The sequence below is a fragment of the Streptosporangiales bacterium genome (assembly GCA_009379955.1).
Lineage (GTDB): Bacteria > Actinomycetota > Actinomycetes > Streptosporangiales > WHST01 > WHST01.
The window spans coordinates 16,071-33,811 of sequence record WHST01000036.1 but is presented as its reverse complement, the minus strand read 5'-3'; the positions used below and the strand labels follow the sequence as shown (position 1 = coordinate 33,811).

Annotated in this window: 17 protein-coding genes; 5 read left to right on the top strand and 12 right to left on the bottom strand. The window is 72.4% G+C overall.

Annotated features, from left to right (window positions below):
• Position 1 precedes the first annotated feature (1 nt).
• Positions 2 to 1,153 (top strand): exonuclease subunit SbcD, encoded by a 1,152-nt coding sequence (gene sbcD / locus GEV10_13130; protein ID MQA79399.1) that lies wholly within the window; start codon positions 2 to 4, stop codon positions 1,151 to 1,153.
• Here the strand turns inward: sbcD and GEV10_13125 are convergent.
• Complete coding sequence (locus GEV10_13125; protein MQA79398.1) at positions 1,135 to 2,250, bottom strand: GNAT family N-acetyltransferase; 1,116 nt, start codon at positions 2,248 to 2,250, stop codon at positions 1,135 to 1,137. The two genes, sbcD and GEV10_13125, sit on opposite strands and share 19 nt — an antisense overlap.
• Before the next feature lie 48 nt (positions 2,251 to 2,298).
• Between GEV10_13125 and GEV10_13120 the strand changes: the two genes are divergently transcribed.
• Positions 2,299 to 4,761, top strand: coding sequence for an AAA family ATPase (locus tag GEV10_13120; protein ID MQA79397.1), 2,463 nt, complete (start codon positions 2,299 to 2,301; stop codon positions 4,759 to 4,761).
• A 10-nt stretch (positions 4,762 to 4,771) separates the two neighbouring features.
• Entirely contained in the window at positions 4,772 to 5,749 is a 978-nt protein-coding gene (locus GEV10_13115; GenBank protein ID MQA79396.1) for a hypothetical protein, read from the top strand.
• Here the strand turns inward: GEV10_13115 and GEV10_13110 are convergent.
• Genes GEV10_13110 through GEV10_13095 form a run of 4 tightly spaced genes read right to left on the bottom strand, consistent with a single transcriptional unit; the run spans position 5,730 to position 8,224 of the window.
• Positions 5,730 to 6,311 (bottom strand): alkylhydroperoxidase AhpD family core domain-containing protein, encoded by a 582-nt coding sequence (locus GEV10_13110; GenBank protein MQA79395.1) that lies wholly within the window; start codon positions 6,309 to 6,311, stop codon positions 5,730 to 5,732. The genes GEV10_13115 and GEV10_13110 overlap by 20 nt on opposite strands.
• Positions 6,311 to 6,637 carry a hypothetical protein gene (locus GEV10_13105; protein ID MQA79394.1) on the bottom strand — a complete coding sequence of 109 codons (327 nt, stop codon included), beginning with the start codon at positions 6,635 to 6,637 and terminating at the stop codon, positions 6,311 to 6,313. The genes GEV10_13110 and GEV10_13105 overlap by 1 nt, the downstream gene beginning before the upstream one ends.
• A complete protein-coding gene (locus GEV10_13100; GenBank protein ID MQA79393.1) occupies positions 6,627 to 7,865 on the bottom strand; it encodes a sigma-70 family RNA polymerase sigma factor in 1,239 nt (412 codons plus the stop codon). The genes GEV10_13105 and GEV10_13100 overlap by 11 nt, the downstream gene beginning before the upstream one ends.
• Entirely contained in the window at positions 7,862 to 8,224 is a 363-nt protein-coding gene (locus GEV10_13095) for a hypothetical protein (GenBank protein ID MQA79392.1), read from the bottom strand. Before GEV10_13095 ends, GEV10_13100 begins: the two co-directional genes overlap by 4 nt.
• A 181-nt stretch (positions 8,225 to 8,405) precedes the next feature.
• On the opposite strand from GEV10_13095, the gene GEV10_13090 reads away from it, so the two are divergent.
• Entirely contained in the window at positions 8,406 to 9,620 is a 1,215-nt protein-coding gene (locus tag GEV10_13090) for an MFS transporter (protein MQA79391.1), read from the top strand.
• Here GEV10_13090 and GEV10_13085 read toward each other — a convergent pair.
• The 4 genes from GEV10_13085 to glgA form a co-directional block, all read right to left on the bottom strand.
• Entirely contained in the window at positions 9,617 to 10,519 is a 903-nt protein-coding gene (locus tag GEV10_13085; GenBank protein ID MQA79390.1) for an alpha/beta fold hydrolase, read from the bottom strand. The two genes, GEV10_13090 and GEV10_13085, sit on opposite strands and share 4 nt — an antisense overlap.
• 20 nt (positions 10,520 to 10,539) lie before the next feature.
• Positions 10,540 to 11,127, bottom strand: coding sequence for a TetR family transcriptional regulator (locus GEV10_13080; protein MQA79389.1), 588 nt, complete (start codon positions 11,125 to 11,127; stop codon positions 10,540 to 10,542).
• Between the two features lie 27 nt (positions 11,128 to 11,154).
• A complete protein-coding gene (locus GEV10_13075) occupies positions 11,155 to 12,777 on the bottom strand; it encodes an ATP-binding cassette domain-containing protein (protein MQA79388.1) in 1,623 nt (540 codons plus the stop codon).
• 134 nt (positions 12,778 to 12,911) lie between these two features.
• Positions 12,912 to 14,114: a glycogen synthase gene (gene glgA / locus GEV10_13070; protein MQA79387.1), complete on the bottom strand. Its 1,203-nt coding sequence runs from the start codon at positions 14,112 to 14,114 to the stop codon at positions 12,912 to 12,914.
• Between the two features lie 56 nt (positions 14,115 to 14,170).
• Here glgA and glgC point away from each other — a divergent pair, with 56 nt between their 5' ends.
• Positions 14,171 to 15,406 carry a glucose-1-phosphate adenylyltransferase gene (gene glgC / locus GEV10_13065; GenBank protein MQA79386.1) on the top strand — a complete coding sequence of 412 codons (1,236 nt, stop codon included), beginning with the start codon at positions 14,171 to 14,173 and terminating at the stop codon, positions 15,404 to 15,406.
• Positions 15,407 to 15,410: 4 nt separating this feature from the next.
• Here the strand turns inward: glgC and GEV10_13060 are convergent, their stop codons facing one another.
• Genes GEV10_13060 through GEV10_13050 form a run of 3 tightly spaced genes read right to left on the bottom strand, consistent with a single transcriptional unit; the run spans position 15,411 to position 17,706 of the window.
• Positions 15,411 to 16,163, bottom strand: coding sequence for a TSUP family transporter (locus tag GEV10_13060; GenBank protein MQA79385.1), 753 nt, complete (start codon positions 16,161 to 16,163; stop codon positions 15,411 to 15,413).
• Positions 16,160 to 17,257 (bottom strand): SPFH/Band 7/PHB domain protein, encoded by a 1,098-nt coding sequence (locus GEV10_13055; protein MQA79384.1) that lies wholly within the window; start codon positions 17,255 to 17,257, stop codon positions 16,160 to 16,162. Before GEV10_13055 ends, GEV10_13060 begins: the two co-directional genes overlap by 4 nt.
• Positions 17,254 to 17,706, bottom strand: coding sequence for an NfeD family protein (locus tag GEV10_13050; GenBank protein MQA79383.1), 453 nt, complete (start codon positions 17,704 to 17,706; stop codon positions 17,254 to 17,256). The genes GEV10_13055 and GEV10_13050 overlap by 4 nt, the downstream gene beginning before the upstream one ends.
• Positions 17,707 to 17,741 lie beyond the last annotated feature (35 nt).

The following is a 17,741-nucleotide window of genomic DNA, read 5'->3' as shown; positions in this document are numbered from 1 at the left end:
CGTGAAGATCCTGCACACGGCCGACTGGCACGTCGGCAAGGTGCTCAAGGGACGCGCCCGTACCGAGGAGCACGCGCGCGTGCTGCGCGAGGTGATCGACGTCGCGGAGCGCGAGCGCCCCGACCTGGTGCTCGTCGCCGGCGACCTCTACGACACCGCCGCCCCCGCCGCCGACTCCGTCCGGGTGGTGACCCGCGCGCTCACGGCCCTGCGGCGCACCGGGGCCGAGGTCGTCGCCGTCGCCGGCAACCACGACAACGGCGCGCAGATCGACGCGCTGCGCCCGTGGGCCGACGCCGCGGGCGTCCGCCTCGTCGGCCAGGTGGCCGCGCGGCCTGAGCAGCACCTGCTGACCGGCGAGACCCGCGACGGCGAGCCGTGGCGGCTCGTGGCCCTGCCGTTCCTGTCGCAGCGGCACGCAGTGCGCGCGGCGGAGATGTTCGACCTGTCCACCACCGAGGCGACGCAGACCTACGCCGACTGGGTGCGCCGGCTCGTCGAACGCCTCACCGAGCCGTTCGAGTCCGGTGAGCAGGCGGTCAACCTCGTCACCGGCCACCTCACGGTCTCCGGTGGTGCGCTCGGCGGCGGCGAACGCGACGCCCACACGATCTTCCCGTACCACGTCCCTGCCTCGGTCTTCCCTGCGTCGTGCCACTACGTCGCGCTCGGACACCTGCACCGGCAGCAGGAGATTGCCGGTCCGTGTCCCGTCCGCTACTCGGGCAGCCCGCTGCAGGTCGACTTCGGCGAGGAGGCCAACGAGGCCGGCGTGCTGCTCGTCGACGTCGCCCCCGCCACACCCGCCCGCGTCACCGTCGAGCCGATCACGTCGGGCACGGCGCTGCGCACCGTACGCGGCACCCTCGACGAGGTGTCCGCACTGGCCGACAACACCGCGGGCGCGTGGCTGCGCGTGCTCCTCCGCGAACGCCCGCGCGCCGGCCTCCGCGAGGCCGTCCAGGAGCTGCTGCCCGACGCGCTCGAGGTGCGCGTCGACCCGGAGTTCGTCGCCGGCTCCGACGACCGGCAGCGCGCCGTCCGCACCGGACGCACCCCGGGGCAGCTCTTCGCCGCGTACCTCGAGGAGCGCGGACATGACGACACCGCCGTCAAGGACCTCTTCGAGCGCCTCTACGACGAGGTCAGCTGACGCCGGTCGGTCCGCAGCCGGACGAACATGACGTTGTCGGTGCGGGTGCCGTCGGCGTTCGGGAGCAGGTGGCGCTGTACGCCCTCCCGCGAGAAGCCGGCGCGTTCGAGCGTCCGCTGCGAGGCAGCGTTGCCGGCGTGCGTGCCGGCGGTCACCCGGACGATCCCCACCGAGTCGAACGCCCAGCCGGCGACCAGGTCGATCGCCCGGCCGACGTGGCCGCGGCGGCGGTGCTCGGGGAGCATTGCGTAGCCGAGCATCGCCTGCCCGAGCCGGGGCGCCTGGTAGTGCAGGCTGATCTCCCCGAGGAACTCCCCCGACGACGCGTCGCGGATCGCGAGCTGCGCCAGGTCGCCCGCGATCCAGTCGGCGACCGCGCTCGTGCACCGCCCTCGGGCCTCCTCCTCGGACATCGCCTCCGGCGGCACCCGGGTGGCCACGACGTCGGGCAGCCCGGACAGCCGGTGCAGCGAGGCGGTGTCGTCGGCAACGAGCGGTCGCAGCGTGACCACGCCGTCGGACAGCTCGCCGCACGGCAGGTCGGGCAGCAGGCGGGCGACGGGTCCCGCGGGATCGCCCGCCAGCCGGGCAAAGGCCACGAGGTCACGGCGCCCGCCGTCGCGACGGGCACCGGCTCCCCTGCGGACGCACTCGCGGCGGTAGCCCGCGGCGTGGGCCACATGCTGGCTCGCGACGTTGTCGACGTCGGTCTCGAGCTCCAGCCGGGCCACACCATGGCCGAACGCCCAGTCGGTGACCGCCCGGACCGCGGCGGTGGCGAGCCCACGGCCGCGGTACGCCGCACCGATCAGGTAACCGGTCGAGGCCACGTCGTACGCGGACGCGCCGAACACGCCCACCTGACCCACCAGTCGGCCGTCGCCCGGCTCGGTCACCGCGAACCACGCGTCGCCCGCCGCCCACGCGGCCGGCACGGTCTCGGTGACCCACCGCTCGGCGTCGGCACGGGTGTACGGCACCGGCAGGGCCGGCACGAACCGCCTGACCAGCGGGTCGTCCACGACCGCGACGAGATCGTCGACGTCGGCCGGCCGTGGGTGCCGCAGGACGACGCGGTCGCCCGGCACGTCCTCCATGGGAAAGGCGTTCACGTCGATTAGCCTGCCAGGTGGAGGTGCCGTTCGTTGCGTCCGTTGCGACTCGATCTCGAGGGCTTCACGGTCTTCCGCGACGCGTGCACCGTCGACTTCACCGACGCCGACTTCTTCGCCCTCGTCGGCCCGACGGGCTCGGGCAAGTCGACGCTCCTCGACGCGATCTGCTTCGCCCTGTACGGCACGGTGCCGCGATGGGCCGACCAGCGCAGCGTCGCAGGCGCGCTGGCGCCGTCGAGCTCGCAGGCCAGGGTGCGCCTGGTGTTCGAGGCGGCCGGCACGCGCTACGTCGCCAGCCGCGTCGTGACCCGCGACGGCAAGGGACGGGTCAAGACCTCGCTGGCCGGCCTGCAGCGGCTCGCCGCCGACGCCGACCTCGCCAGCCTCGACAAGGACGTGAGCGACGAGACCGAGGCGACCGACGCCGTGCTCGGCGAGGTGCTCGCGGCCACGCCGAAGGAGATGGACACCGCCGTCCCCCGGGTGCTCGGCCTGCCGTACGACCACTTCGTCACCTGCGTGGTGCTGCCGCAGGGCGAGTTCGCGCAGTTCCTGCACGCCAAGCCGAGCGAGCGCGGCGACATCCTGGTCAACCTGCTCGGCCTGCACGTCTACCGGCGCATCGCCACCCGGGCGGGCGAGGTCGCCCGTGACTCCGCAGCGCGGGCCGAGGCCGCGCAAGGCCTGCTCGGCTCGCTCGGCGACGTCGACCCCGCGGCCGTCGACGAGGCCGCCGCGCGGACGCAACGCCTCCGCGCGCTGCGCGAGCGCGTCGACGCCGAGGCGCCCGCGCTCGCCGGGGCACAGGAGACCACCGCCGATGCCCGCCACGTCCTCGGCGAGCTCGAGCGGGCCGTCGAGGTGCTCGGCGCCGCGCGCGTACCCGACGACGTCGCGTCGACGGCCGCCCATCTCGGCGACGCCGCCGAGGCCGTGGCGGCCACCGAGACCGGCCTCGCCGAGGCAGAGGCGGCCGAGGACGAGGCGCGGGTGGCCGCCGAGGAGTCCGCTGATCCCGCCGAGCTGCGGCGGGTGCTCGAGGCGTACGACCGGCTCGCCGAGCTGACCACCCGCCACGAGCGGCTCACCGCCGAGGTGGGCACCGTCGCGGGCGAGGTGACCGCGGCGCGTACGGCGCACGGGTCCGCCGGCGACCGGCTGGCCGAAGCGGAGCTCGCCCACGCCGACGCCCAGCGCGGTGAGCTCGCCGGCGCGCTGCGGCCGCATCTCGTCGCCGGCGAACCGTGTCCCGTGTGCGAGCAGGACGTCGGCGCACTGCCGCCACCGGTCGACGCCACCGCGCTGCGCGCCGCCGAGAAGGCGCTCGCCGCGGCGCGCACCGCCGAGGTGTCCGCCGCCAAGACCCTCCACGACGCCGAACGACGGCACGCCACCGCGCGTGCCCGCCTCGACGACCACGACGCCGCGCTGACGCAGGCACGTGCGCTCGTCGCCGACCACGGCGAGCGCGCCGACGTCGAGCGGCTCCTCGCCAGGGCCGACGAGCTGCGGCAGCGGTGGCGTGCGACGGGCGTGGCCGTGCGCGACGCGCGGCAGGCGCACCAGCGCGCGCAGCAGCACCAGCAGCGCGCGGCCGAGAGCGCGCGCGAGTCGTGGACCAGGCTGGCCGCTGCCCGTGACCATCTCGCCGCGTACGGTCCACCAGTCCTCGACCGCGACGCACTCGACACGGCGTGGTCGGAGCTCGTCGCATGGTCGCTCGACACCGCGTCCGCGCGCCGCGACGAGCTACCCGAGCGACGGGCGGCCGTGGAGCGGGCGGAGGCGGAGGTCACCCGCATTCGCACGGCGTTGCGCGATCTGCTCGCCGAGCACGACCTCGAGGCACCGGACACCGCCGACGCGAGCGGCCTCACCACCGCCGTCGCGGTCGCCGCCACCCAGGCCGAGAGTGCGCACCAGCGCCTCGTCGAACGCCTCGCCCAGGTCAGCCAGCAGCGGGAGGAGCGCGACCGCCACACGACCACCGCGCGCGTGGCCAAGGGGCTCGCCGACCACCTGCGCGCCAACAACTTCGAGCGCTGGCTGCTGGAGGAGGCGCTCGACACCCTCGTCGAGGGCGCGTCGCGCAACCTCGCCGAGCTGAGCGGCGGGCAGTACGAGCTGGGACACGAGTCCGGCGAGTTCTACGTCCTCGACCACCACGACGCCGATCTGCGGCGCCCGGTCCGCACCCTGTCGGGCGGCGAGACGTTCCAGGCCTCGCTCGCGCTCGCGCTCGCCCTGTCGGAACAGCTCGCCGGCATGTCGAGCACGACCGCCGCGCTGGAGTCGATCCTGCTCGACGAGGGCTTCGGCACCCTCGATGCCACCACGCTGGAGACCGTCGCCGCCACGCTGGAGAACCTCGCGGCGCGCGGCGACCGCGTCGTCGGCGTCGTCACGCACGTGCCCGCGCTCGCCGAGCGCGTCCCGGTGCGGTTCGAGCTGAGCAAGGACGCTCGCACGGCTCGGGTCCACCGGGTGAGCTGAGGGGAGAAGGATGCGCCTGCACGTCGACGCCTGGGAACCGGCGTACGGCACCGGCTTCGACGCTCCCGACGAGCCCGAGGCCGGGCTGGAGCTCGACCTCGCGGTCGAGCGCGAACCCGGCGACTGGGAGCCGCTGCCGGTGCCCGCCGGCACGCGTCCCGCGCCGACGGTGTCGTTCGTCGACGGCGTCCGGCGGCTCGACGCGAACGTCTGGATCGTCGGTGACGACAATGCCGCGCACCCGGGACTCTGCTCGTCGTACGCCGCCGGCGTGGTCCGCTGCGACGGCACCGCCCGGGTCGTCGAGCAGGTCGTGCGCCGCGGACTGTTCTCGGCGAGCCCGGCCGCGACCGACGTGCGGCTGCCGGGCACCGCCGGGGTGACCTACCCGGCGCGCCGGGTCGGGGGCGAGCCGGGCGATCCCGACCTGCTCCGCGCCGCCGTCCAGGCGCAGCTCGGCGCGACCGAGCTCGTCGCCGCCGAGCTCGCGCGGGCGGAGCTGCCGGACGACGGTGACGACGTGCTCGTCGTCGACGGCCCGCTGCGCGGACGTGCCCACCTGCCGCGCACCCTCGGCTACGTGAAGAGCCAGGAGCGCCGTTACCTGCCGGTCGAGCTCGATCCCGTCGTCGCCGACCTCGAACCCGCCCAGCGCACGCCCGTGTTCACGATGGGCACGAGCTGGAAGCGGCACGCCTGGTACCTGCGCCTGCCGGGACCCGGCGGCCCACCGTGGGCAGGCATCGTGCGGGTCGAGTGCGCCGCGGAGCTCACCGCGGCCGACGCGATCGCGCTCGCCGACACCTCGGCCGCGACGCTACCGAGGTTCGCGAGCCGCGAGTTCAGGGAGCCGCGCGCCCCGCAGAACCTCGTCCCGATCGCGGGACTCGAACGCCTGCTGCGTTCCCGCCTCGGCGACGTGCGGCTGCTGCGACGGGGACTGCGTGCCGCGGCCGCCGAACGCGAACCTATCGGTAGCCTCGCTTGAGGAGATATTTCGCGCCCGCCTCGAAGCCTTCCTGACTGAGCACGTCGAAGGCAAACGCGTTGGCGAGGCGGTCGGTCGTGTTGAAGGCGAAGCTGACGGCGAGCGCGTCCTCGATCTGCTGGTGCGAGACTCCGGCGGAGAGCACGGCTCGGATGTCGTCGGCACTCAGCGTGCCTTCGCGGGTCAGCTTGCCGAGCATCCCTAGCGTTGCCCGGAGCCCTTCGTCTATGGGGGCGAAGTCGAGATCGGCGAGTACGGCGGCCACCCTTTCCCGATCCTGGTAGGCCTGTGTTGCGGTCGCGGTGTGCGCGCCGACGCAGAACGGGCAGTCATTCACTGTGGATACGTAGGCCGCCATCAGCTCTCGGTCTCCAACCGACCATGTCGAGCGGCCGCGCATTGCCTCCTGGGTGAACTTCTTCGCGTGGGTGCCGTAGAAGTCCGGTCGGTAGAAAGTGATCTTGGCCGCATCCGGGACCGGGTGACCGGACATCAATCGAATCAGCCTGAAGAGCAGCTTCTGTCCCACGCCATAGCCGTGGTCGAGGACACGGGGCCGCACTATCCGGTCTCCGTGTTCGCGATCGCCTCGGCCAAGGCGGCCAGGCCGGCTTCGTACTGCCGAGTCGACTGGCCGACCGCGGCGCAGATCACGAGCTCGAAGAGCTGGTCATCAGTGAAGCCCGCTTCCATCGCCGTGGCGAAGTCCGCGTCGGTGACCTGAGCGGACTTGGTGGCAACCTTGTCGAGCAACGGGCGGAGCGGTTCGGAGAGCTCGGCGTTGTCGAAGGCTCGGGCGCGTTGATCCGCCGGCGCTCGGCCGGATCCGTGCAATATGCGGTTCACGAGGTGCTCCTGGATAGAACGCTTCTGGTCGTCAGCCGGCATCGTCGCCCCAATCGATCCTTCGCCGGAGCAGGGCCTGCTCAGCGGGGTTGGCCGTGAGTTCGAGGGCGCGTCGGTTAGCTGCCCGGGCCTCATCCGCGCGGCCCAAGGTCCGGAGCAGGTCGGCCCGGATCGCGTGGTAGAGGTGGTAGCGGTCGAGGGCCGTGGCGAGGGCGTCGACCTCGGCAAGGGCGGCTTCCGGCCCGGCGGTGTAGCGCCGTGCGATGGACCGGTGCAGCCGGGTGAGGGGCGAGGGCGCAAGGTGCACGAGCATGTCGTAGAGCAGCCCGATCTGTTCCCAGTCGGTATCGGCCCAGTCGGCAGCCTCGGCGTGGCAGGCGACGATCGCCGCCTGGAGCTGGTAGGGCCCGGGTTGGTGGCGCTTCGCTGCTCGCGCGAGCAGTCGAGATGCGGCGGCGATGGCCTCGTGGTCCCAGTTCGAGCGATCCTGATGCTCGAGCAGCACGAGGTTTCCGCCGGGGTCGAATCTGGCGTCGGCGCGCGCTCGGTGCAATCGAATCAGTGCCAGGAGGCCGGCAACCTCGGGCTCGGTCGGCATCAGGTCGTAGAGCTGGGCGGCCAGCCATTCGGCGTCATCGACCAGATCTCGTGATTGGCCGCGCTCACCGGTCGAGAGATAGCCCTCGTTCAGGAGCAGATAGATGACCGAAAGCACTTCGCGCAAGCGGGCGCCGAGCTCGTTCGGATCGGGGACGCGATACGGGATACCCGCCTCGGTGATCTTTCGTTTGGCGCGCGTGATGCGCTGGGCGACGGTTGTCTCGGGCACGAGAAGGGCGCGGGCGATCTGCGCCGTGGTCAGCCCGCAGGTGACGCGCAGGGTCAAGACGATCTGGGCCGGCCGGGAGAGCGCCGGGTGGCAGCATGTGAAGATCAGCCGGAGCCGGTCGTCGCTGGTGGGCTGGACGGGCCACCGGAGTTGAGCCAGTTTGGCGCGGTAGTTGCTCTGGCGGCGCAGGGCGTCGAGGCCACGGTTGCGGGCGACGGTGAACAGCCATGCGTCCGGTCGGTCAGGAACGCCTTCCATCGGCCACCGTTGCAGGGCAGCCAGTACCGCGTCCTGGACCAGGTCCTCGGCCATGGCGAAGTCACCGGTGATCCGCATCAGCGCCGTCGCCAGGCGGCCCGCGTGCTCTCGGACGATCTGTTCGAGCTCGCGATCTGAAGCGGTCCGGTCGACGTCGGCCCGTCCCTTGATGGTGAAGGTCATGACTGCGCGGGAGGTAGCTCCACGATTGGACGTATCTCCACGAGAGGACAGCCGGGCCAGGTTCGGACCATGTTCAGCACCTGGTCGAGATCGTCGACCTCGACCTCGGTGTAGCCGCTCACGACCTCTTTGCCCTCGACGAACGGGCCGTCGGTGATGACCGGCTCGCTGCCGGCGTCCAGCCGAACCGTGGTCGCGGTGGACGCCGACTGCAGTTTGCTGCCGCCGCGGATCGTGTCGGCATGGTCAGCCATCCACTTGTTGGCCAGCTGGGAGGCCCGGTCACGGTCGGCGTGGCTCATCGCCTCGAGATCCTTCTCGAACTGCTCCGTCTCGACGAACAGCAAGACGTACTTCATCGACAAGCTCTCCTTCTCGGGACTGCGCATCATCCTGTCAGCTTCTACCTAACTGACGATTGGCGACAGCCCGAATACGACAGCGCGCCAGAACGGCACAACGGCTCCGATGGCCGTCGGTGGACCCTCCTGCCGCGTTGCCGTGACCGCAGCCGTCCGCGGGAGATGACAGTCTGGGTCGGTGACGGGATCCGACGGGGGAAGCACCACGGCCATGCGCCGCGGCGCGCGTACCGCGGCGATCGCTACGGCGGTCGTGTTCGGCAGCAACGGCGCGCTGTACGGCAGCTGGGTCACCCGCATCCCCGCGATCCGCGACCAGGTCGACGCGCGACCGGCCGCGCTCGGACTCGCCCTGCTGTGCATCGGTGGCGGCTCGCTGCTCTCGATGCCGGCCACCGGCATGCTGGTGCGCAGGTTCGGCAGCCGTACGGTCGTCACCGCCACCGCGATCTTCGCCGCGGTCATGTTCACCGCGGCGGGCCTCGCGCCCAGCGTCGTCGCCCTCGGCCTCGCGTTCGCCCTCGCCGGCCTGAGCTGGGGTGTCTGGGACGTCGCGATGAACATCCAGGGTCACTACGCCGAGCGCCTGCTCGGGCGCCAGCTGATGCCGAGGTTCCACGCCTGCTGGAGCGGTGGCAGCATCGTCGGCGCCGCGGCAGGGGCTCTCGTCGCGAGCCTGCACCTGCCGGTCGGCGCACACCTCGCGGTGGCCGGCACCCTCGTGTTCGTGGTCACCCTCGTCGCGGTGTCGCGGTACCTGCCCGACCGCGGCGACGGCCCCGAGGGCGCGGTCACCCCGTCCGAGGAGGGCACGCACCTGCCCGCGTGGAAGGTGCTCGACGTGCGGCTACTGCTCATCGGGTTGCTCACCCTGTGCGGCACCGTCGGCGAGGGTGCCGCCTCTGACTGGCTCGCCCTGCTGTTCACCGACGAGCGCGACGCGAGCCCCGGCGTGGCCGCCGCGGCGTTCACCACGTTCACGATCGCGATGACCGCGGGCAGGTTCATCGGCACGACCACCATCGAGAGGCTCGGCCGCACCAACGCCCTGCGCGCCAGCGGCGCGGTCGCGGCCCTCGGCGTCGTCTGCACCCTCACGCTCCCCGGCCTGCCCGCCGGCCTCGCGGGCGCCGCACTGTGGGGACTCGGCATCTCCATCGTCTTCCCGGCCACGATGAGCGCGGCCGGCGACGGCAGCCGGCGCCCTGCCGACGCGATCGCCGCGGTCTCGACGGTCGGCTACGGCGACTTCCTCATCGGCCCGCCGCTCATCGGCTTCCTCGCCGACGCCCACGGCCTCGACAACGCCCTGTGGGTCGTGGTCGGCCTCGCGGCCGGGATCGTCGCCTTGGCCTTCGCCGCCCGCCAGACCCGCCGCCCCGGCAGCGGCTAACGCCCGACGAACGACACCGCCTGCGCGATGACGGACGGGTCGCGGAGGATGCGCTGGTGGCCGAGGCCCGACGTCTCGACCAGGCGGGCGCCCGGCCAGGCGGCGACCAGCGCCCTGCCCTCGCGCACGGACACCTCCCGGTCGTCGGTGTCGTGGATGACGAGGGTCCGCGGCGGCATCCACCGGTCGGCGAGGTCGGGCACCACGAAGTCGTCGAGCGGCCGGCGGGCGAGCCGCTCCAGGCGCCGCGTGAACGCGCGCTCGGTGCGCTCGCCGAACCCGAGCGCGGCGCGGAGGTCGGACAGCCCGCCCAGCGGGTACGCCGCCGGCGCGACCAGCACGAGCCGCGGCACGACGAGCCCGTCACGGGCGACGAGGGCCACGCCGGCGGCGCCGAGCGAGTGGCCGACGACCGCGGCAGGCGGTCCGTATGCGGCCACCACCGGGACGAGCGCGTCCGCGAACTCCGCGCCCGTGCTGCGGCGAGCGCCCAGGTCACCGGGATCCGACTCGCCGTGGCTCGGGGTGTCGAAGGCGACGACCCGGTGACCGGCCGCGACGAGCGGCTCGACGAGGGCGCCGAGCTGTCCGCGCCAGCCGCCCCACCCGTGCACGAGGTACACCGGAGCGGCCGCGGCCGGGCCCCACGCCTCGACGGCCAGCCGCCAGCCCCGCCGCGTCGTCAGCATCCGGCGGTCGCCGGGGAGAGCCGGCCGGTCGTCCCTACGCCGTCCTCGACCCGCCGGCAGGGTGCACCACAGCCGCGCGGCCCAGCGCCCGGCGACGCCCGGCGCCACCCGGTCGAGGACGCCGAACGCCGCCCGCAGCGGGCCGGGTACCTCGATCGGTGTACGAACGGTCGTGCTTTTCCTGACATCCGACTTGGTCGTGATCGTCATCGGGTTCTCCTTCGTGAGGGTCAGGCGTGGGACGAGGTCAGAAGGGCCTCGAACGCCGTCCGGGTACGCGTCTCGGCCGCCGGGTCGTCGAGCAGCCGCAGGGTCAGGTAGTACACGAGCATCACGCCGTACAGGTCGTGCGCGAACTGGTCGACGTCGAGGTCGGCGCGGAACTCCCCCGACGCCACCGCCGTGCGACTGACCTGGGCGATCGCGTCGAGCAGGTCGCGGTGGTCCTGCGCCAGCTGCTCACGCAATGGGCCCGGCTGGTCGTCGAACTCCGTGGCGGCCTTGACGAACAGGCATCCGCCGGGCACCCGGTCGCGGCCCAGGACGACCCAGCGCTCGAACAGCTCGCGGACCCGCCGCTCACCTCGGGGGACGGACAGGGCGGGACGGACGACCAGGTCGGTGAACGTCTCCCGCGCGTGGCCGAGCACCGCGAGCTGCAGGGCCTCCTTCGAGCGGAAGTGGGCGAACAGGCCGCTCTTCGACATCTGGCGCCGCTCGGCGAGCGAGCCGATCGTGAGGCCGCCGAGCCCGACCTGGTACGCGACCTCGACGGCGGTGCCGACGATCGCCTGCCTGGTCTGCGCGCCCTTGTCCACCGCTCCAGTATGGCACGATCGTTCGCATCATGCGTTGAGGCGTCCGCCGACGATCTCGACGGCGTCGCCCGTCCAGCGCCGGCGCAGCCACCGGTCGTGGCTGACGAGCACGACGGGACCACGTCGCCGGCCGACGGCGTCCTCCAGCTCCTCGACGAGGGCGAGCGACAGGTGGTCGGTCGGCTCGTCGAGCAGCAGCACCTCGGGGTCGTCAGCGAGCAGCCGCGCCAGCGCGAGCCGGCGCTGCTGGCCGACCGACAGCCGGCCCACCGGCGTCCGCAGCTCCCGGGGATGCAGCAACCCGACGTCGAGCAGGGCGGAGACGTGTTCCTCGGGCGCGCCCGGACGTCCCGCCGCGAACGCCGCGGCGGCGCTGCGGCCCGGGTCGCTCCACCGCACGTCCTGCGCCAGCCGACCGACCCGTGTCCCCTTGCGGGTCAGCACCCGACCCCGCGCCGGCTCCAGCTCGCCGGCGAGCAGCGCGAGCAACGTCGACTTGCCCGCGCCGTTCGGCCCGGTGACAAGCACCCTGGTGTCGTGGGCGACGTCGAACGCGTCGACCACCAGCAGGCCCGGCACCTCCACGTCGCGGACGGAGACGGCGACTCCCTCGCTCGTCCCCCGGTCCTCGCGTGGCGAGAAGCGCAGCGGCTTCGGCGGCTTCGGTACCCGCTCCCTGCGCAGTACCTCGAGGCGCTGCTGGGCGTCCCGCACCCTCGTCCGGACGGCCGAGTCGACGCGCGCGCCCTTGAACTTCACGATGAACTTGTCGTTGTCCGTCGGGCCGCGGTTGTGTGCGACACGGTGCGACGTGCCCCTGGCGAGGCGCTCCAGCCGGTTCGTCTCGTCCTGCCACTCCGCGAACGCCTGCTCCCACCTGGCACGCTCCGCGGCCTTGGCCACGAGGTAGTCGGTATAGCGCCCGCCGTACCGCGTCGCGCCGTCGCGTGCGGGGTCGACGTCGAGGATCGACGTGCACACGGCGTCGAGGAACGCCCGGTCGTGGCTCACGGCGACGACCACCCCCGGCCAGCCCGTCAGCACCTCCTCCAGGTACACGAGCGCGGCGTCGTCCAGGTGGTTGGTCGGCTCGTCGAGCAGCAGTACCTCGGGACGCCGGACCAGCAGCGCGCCGAGCGCGAGCCGCGACCGCTGGCCGCCCGACAGTGTGCCGAGTGCGCGGTCACGGTCGAGGTCGCCGACGCCGAGCCCGGCGAACGCAGCCTCGACGCGCGTGTCGGCCGACCACACCTCGCGGTTCTCCGCCTCGGCGAGCGCCTCGGCGTACGCGTCGAGCACGCCGTCGCCCGGGTCGGACGCCAGCCGGTCACCCAGCACGCGCAGCCGTTCCTCGACCCCGCGCAGGTCGCGCAGCGCGTCCTCGATCAGGTCGCGAACGGTGCGGCCAGGCGCCAGGTCGATCTGCTGCGGCAGGTGTCCGACGGCGCCGTGGACGGTGACGGTGCCGGCGTCCGGCTCCTCCTGCCCGGCGAGTATCCGCAGCAGGGTCGACTTGCCCGAGCCGTTCTCGCCGACCACGCCGAGCCGCTCACCGGCACCGGCGACGAGCTCGCGCAGGTCCACGACGCGGCGGTCGCCGTACGACATGAGGAGTCCGGCGGCACGCACGGACGCGGAAGGGGAAGACATGGGAGCACCGTTCGGGACGAGATGACCCGCCGGGCATGGCCGCGGACGCGGGACGATCGGTGCTCAGCTCTCCACGTCGTCGAGCATGCCAGGCGACCACCGCGAGTGGCAAACCGGATTCGCCGACCGCGTCGTCACGCCCCCACGAGCGAGGCGTAGACGTCGCGGGTGCGTTCGGCGATGACGGACCAGCCGAACGTCTCGATCGCACGGCGGCGGCCGGCCTCCCCCATCGCGACCGCTCGCGACGGGTCGGCGAGGACGGCGGCGAGGGCGTCGTGCAGGTCGGCGACGAAGCGGTCGGGGTCGCGCGGGGTGCCCGTGCCGTCGTCGGCCTGGTCGATCGGCACGAGGAGCCCGGTCTCGCCGTCGGCGACGACCTCGGGGATGCCGCCCGTCGCGGTCGCGACGACGGCCGTCTCGCAGGCCATCGCCTCGAGGTTGACGATGCCCATCGGCTCGTACACCGACGGGCAGCAGAACACCGTGGCGTGGCTGAGTACCTGGATCACGTCGCTCTTCGGCAGCATCCGGTCGACCCACACGACGCCGTCGCGGCCGGCGCGCAGCTTCGCGACCAGGCCGCTGACCTCGGCGCCGATCTCCGCGGTGTCGGGTGCGCCCGCGAGCACGACGAGCTGGACGTCGCCGTCGAGACCCTGGGCGGCGCGCAGCAGGAACGGCAGCCCCTTCTGCCTGGTGATCCTGCCGACGAACACCACGCTCGGCCGGTCGGGGTCGATGCCCAGGCGACCGAGCACGTCGATGCCGGTGTCCGGTGCGTACTCCTCGGTGTCGATGCCGTTGTGCACGACGGTGACCCGGTCGGGCTCGACGCGCGGATAACAGCGCAGCACGTCGGCACGCATGCCCGCGGACACGGCGATCACGGCGTCCGCGGACTCGAGTGCGGTGCGCTCGCACCATGACGACAGCGCGTATCCCCCGCCGAGCTGCTCGGCCTTCCACGGTCGCAGCGGCTCGAGGCTGTGCGTCGTGACGACGTGCGGCACGCCGTGCAGGAGCTTCGCGACGTGGCCGCCGAGCGAGGCGTACCACGTGTGGCTGTGGACGACGTCCGCGCCCTCGGCGCCGGCGCCCATCGCGAGGTCGACGCCCATGACCCGCAGCGCGGCGTTCGCGTCGGCGAGCTCGGCGGACGGCTGGTACGCGGTCACGCCCGCGGCGTCGCGTTCCGCGCCGAAGCAGTGCACCCGGACGTCGGGAGCGGCGGGCAGCCGCGCGAGCTCGCGCGCGAGGTACTCGACGTGCACCCCCGCGCCGCCGTAGACCTCGGGTGGGTACTCCCTCGTCATGAGGTCCACTCGGAGCGTCATGGCACGGAGCGTACTCGCCTGCGCGAGACCGCACCGCGGAAACTAGGGTGTGCGGCATGGCCAAGGTCTTGTCGATGGTCCTCGCCGGCGGCGCAGGCAACCGCCTCCTCCCGCTCACGGCCGACCGGGCCAAGCCCGCAGTCCCGTTCGGCGGCATGTACCGCCTCGTCGACTTCGTCCTGTCGAACCTCGCGAACGCCGGGTTCTTGCACATCGTCGTGCTCACCCAGTACAAGAACCACAGCCTCGACCGCCACATCACGTTGACGTGGCGCATGTCGTCGTTGCTCGGCAACTACGTCTCGCCCGTGCCCGCGCAACAGCGCGTCGGACCGCGGTGGTTCCTCGGCTCCGCCGACGCGATCTACCAGAACTTCAACCTGATCAGCGACGAGCGTCCCGACTACGTCATCGTCTTCGGCGCCGACCACGTCTACCGGATGGATCCGCGCCAGATGCTCGACGAGCACATCGCGAGCGGCGCCGGGGTCACGGTGGCGGCGATCCGCCAGCCGCTCGCCGAGGCCGACCAGTTCGGCGTCATCGAGGCCGACGCCGGGTCCGGCCGCATCACGTCGTTCCGGGAGAAGCCCACCGACGCCGTCGGCCTGCCGGACGCCCCCGACCAGATCTACGCGTCGATGGGCAACTACGTCTTCACCACCGAGGCCCTGGTGCAGGCCGTCACCGCGGACACCCAGGACAGGGACAGCAGGCACGACCTCGGCGGCGACATCATCCCGGCGTTCGTCGAGTCGGGCGACGCGCACGTGTACGACTTCGCACGCAACGTCGTGCCCGGTGCGACCGACCGCGAGTCCGGCTACTGGCGCGACGTCGGGACGCTCGACTCGTTCTACGAGGCCAACATGGACCTCGTCTCGGTCAACCCGCTCTTCAACCTCTACAACCACGACTGGCCGATCCTCACGGGGAACCCGCCCTACCCGCCCGCGAAGTTCGTCTTCAGCGCCACCGACCGCACCGGCATGGCGGTCGACTCGATCGTGTCGCACGGCGCGATCGTCTCCGGTGGCCATGTCGAACGGTCCGTCGTGTCCCCCCTCGTCCGGGTGAACTCGTGGGCCGAGGTGAGCGAGTCGGTGCTCATGGAGGGCGTCCAGATCGGTCGGCATGCCGTGATCCGCAGGGCGATCCTCGACAAGAACGTCGTGGTGCCCGAGGGCGTGCGAATCGGCGTCGACCGCGCGGAGGACGAGGCCCGCGGCTTCACCGTGTCGGCCGGCGGCGTCGTCGTGCTGGGCAAGGGCCAGCACGTGCCCGCCCCCTGACTTGTCAGTCGAGGAGCAGCTTCGCGATCGCCGCCAGGCCCACGACGACGATGACGATGCGCAGGGCCAGGGGCGGCAGCCTGCGACCGACGCGCGCGCCCAGCTGGCCGCCGATGATCGAGCCGACCGCGATCAGTCCCGCCGCGGCCCAGGAGACGTCGGCCACGATCATGAAGACGATCGCCGCCACGAGGTTGACGATCGTGGTCGTGACGTTCTTCGCGGCGTTGAGTCGCTGCATGTGGTCGTGCACGAAGATGCCGAGCACGCCCATCAGGATCACGCCCTGCGCGGCGCCGAAGTAGCCGCCGTACACCGAGGCGAGGTACGCGCCGATGAGCATCGGGACCACCCGGTCGTGGTCCGCCTCGCGGTGTTTCGCCAGCCACCCGTTGATCCTCGGCTGCAGGATCACCAGCACGACGCCCACGAGGATCAGCGCGGGCACGATCGCGCCGAACGCCGACTCGGGGAGCAGGAGCAGCAGGGCCGCTCCGGTGATCCCGCCGAGGACCGCGGCGACGCCGAGCTCGATGATCCGCCGGCGCTGCCCGGCGAGTTCCCTGCGGTAGCCGATCGCGCCGCTCACCCCACCGAGGACGAGGCCGACGGTGTTGGACACGTTGGCGACGACCGGCGGGTACCCGAGCGCGAGCAACGTCGGGAACGTCACCAGCGAGCCCGACCCGACGATCGTGTTGATGCCGCCCGCCGCGATTCCCGCTCCGAGGATGGCCGCGCCCTCCAGGGGCGTCACTCCGAGCTTGAGGCGTCGTCCGGCCGGCGCGCGACGTCACCGGCCACCGGACCGACGGCGGGGGCACCGAGCTGCTCGATGGCCTGGGCGAGCTCGGCACCGGTCGCGCGTTGGCGCTTGCGTTCGGCCACCCGCGCGTCCTTCTTCGCCGAACGGTCGGCGGCGGTCGCCTTCTCCTCGTCGGTCTCACCGGTCAACGCGCCCACGACGCCACCGAGGCCCTCGAGCGCCTTGCTCAGCTCGCTCGGCACGATCCACAACTTGTTCGCGTCGCCCTGGGCGAGCTTCGGCAGCATCTGGAGGTACTGGTACGACAGCAGCTTGGAGTCCGGGTCGCCCTCGTGGATCGCCTCGAACACGGTCTCGATCGCCTGCGCCTCGCCCTTGGCGCGCAGGGCCTGTCCCCGTGCCTCGCCCTCGGCGCGGGTCACCGTGGCCTCCGCCTCACCGCGGGCACGGAGGATGGCCGACTGCTGGTCACCCTCGGCGGTCAGGATCTGGGACTGCTTGGTGCCTTCGGCGTTGAGGATGGCGGCGCGCTTGTCGCGGTCGGCGCGCATCGCCTTCTCCATCGCGTCCTTGATGGTCGGCGGCGGGTCGATCGCGCGCAGCTCGACCCGGTTGACCCGGACGCCCCACCTGCCGGTCGCCTCGTCGAGGACGCCGCGCAGCGCGTTGTTGATCTCCTCGCGCGAGGTCAGCGTGCGCTCGAGGTCCATCGAGCCGATGACGTTGCGCAGCGTCGTGATGGTGAGCTGCTCGATGCCCTGGATGAAGTTGGCGATCTCGTACGTCGCATCGCGCGCGTTGGTGACGGTGTAGTAGACGACCGTGTCGACGTTCACGCTCAGGCTGTCCTGGGTGATGACCGGCTGCGGCGGGAACGGCACCACCTGCTCGCGCAGGTCGGCCATGGTCCTGATCCGTTCGAAGAACGGGATCATCAGCCGTGGCCCGGCCTCGAGCGTGCGGTTGTACTTGCCGAGCCGCTCGACGACACCAGCGCGCTGCTGCGGGATGATCCGTACCGTCCGCGCCAGGGTGACGATGACGACCAGCGCCACCACGATGATCGCGATGATTTCTGCGGTCACTGCTCGAGCTCCGTTCCCGTGCCGTAGACGAGCGCGGTCGCGCCGTCGATCTCGATCACCTGCACCATGGAGCCCGCCTCCAGCACCAGACTCGGGTCGTACGCCCGCGCCGACCAGACCTCACCGCCGACCTTGACCCGTCCGTCGTGGGCGTCGACGCGTTCGAGGACCAGGGCGTCCTGCCCGACCAGCCTGGCGACGCCGGAGCGCTCACCTGGACGCGACCGCGAGTACTTCCTGACGATCGGCCTGACGACACCGAGCGTCGCGATCGCCGCCACGCAGAACCCGAGGATCTGCAGGCCGACGGGCAGTCCGACGAGTGCCAGGACCATGCCGGCCACCGCCGCGACCGCGAGCATGCCGAATACGAGAACCGGGGTGACCGCCTCGAGGATGCCGAGGGCGGCAGCGATGATCAGCCACCACACCCAGGCGTCGAAGTTCACACCTGCAGCCTACGCGGATCCGACCCTCACAGGGG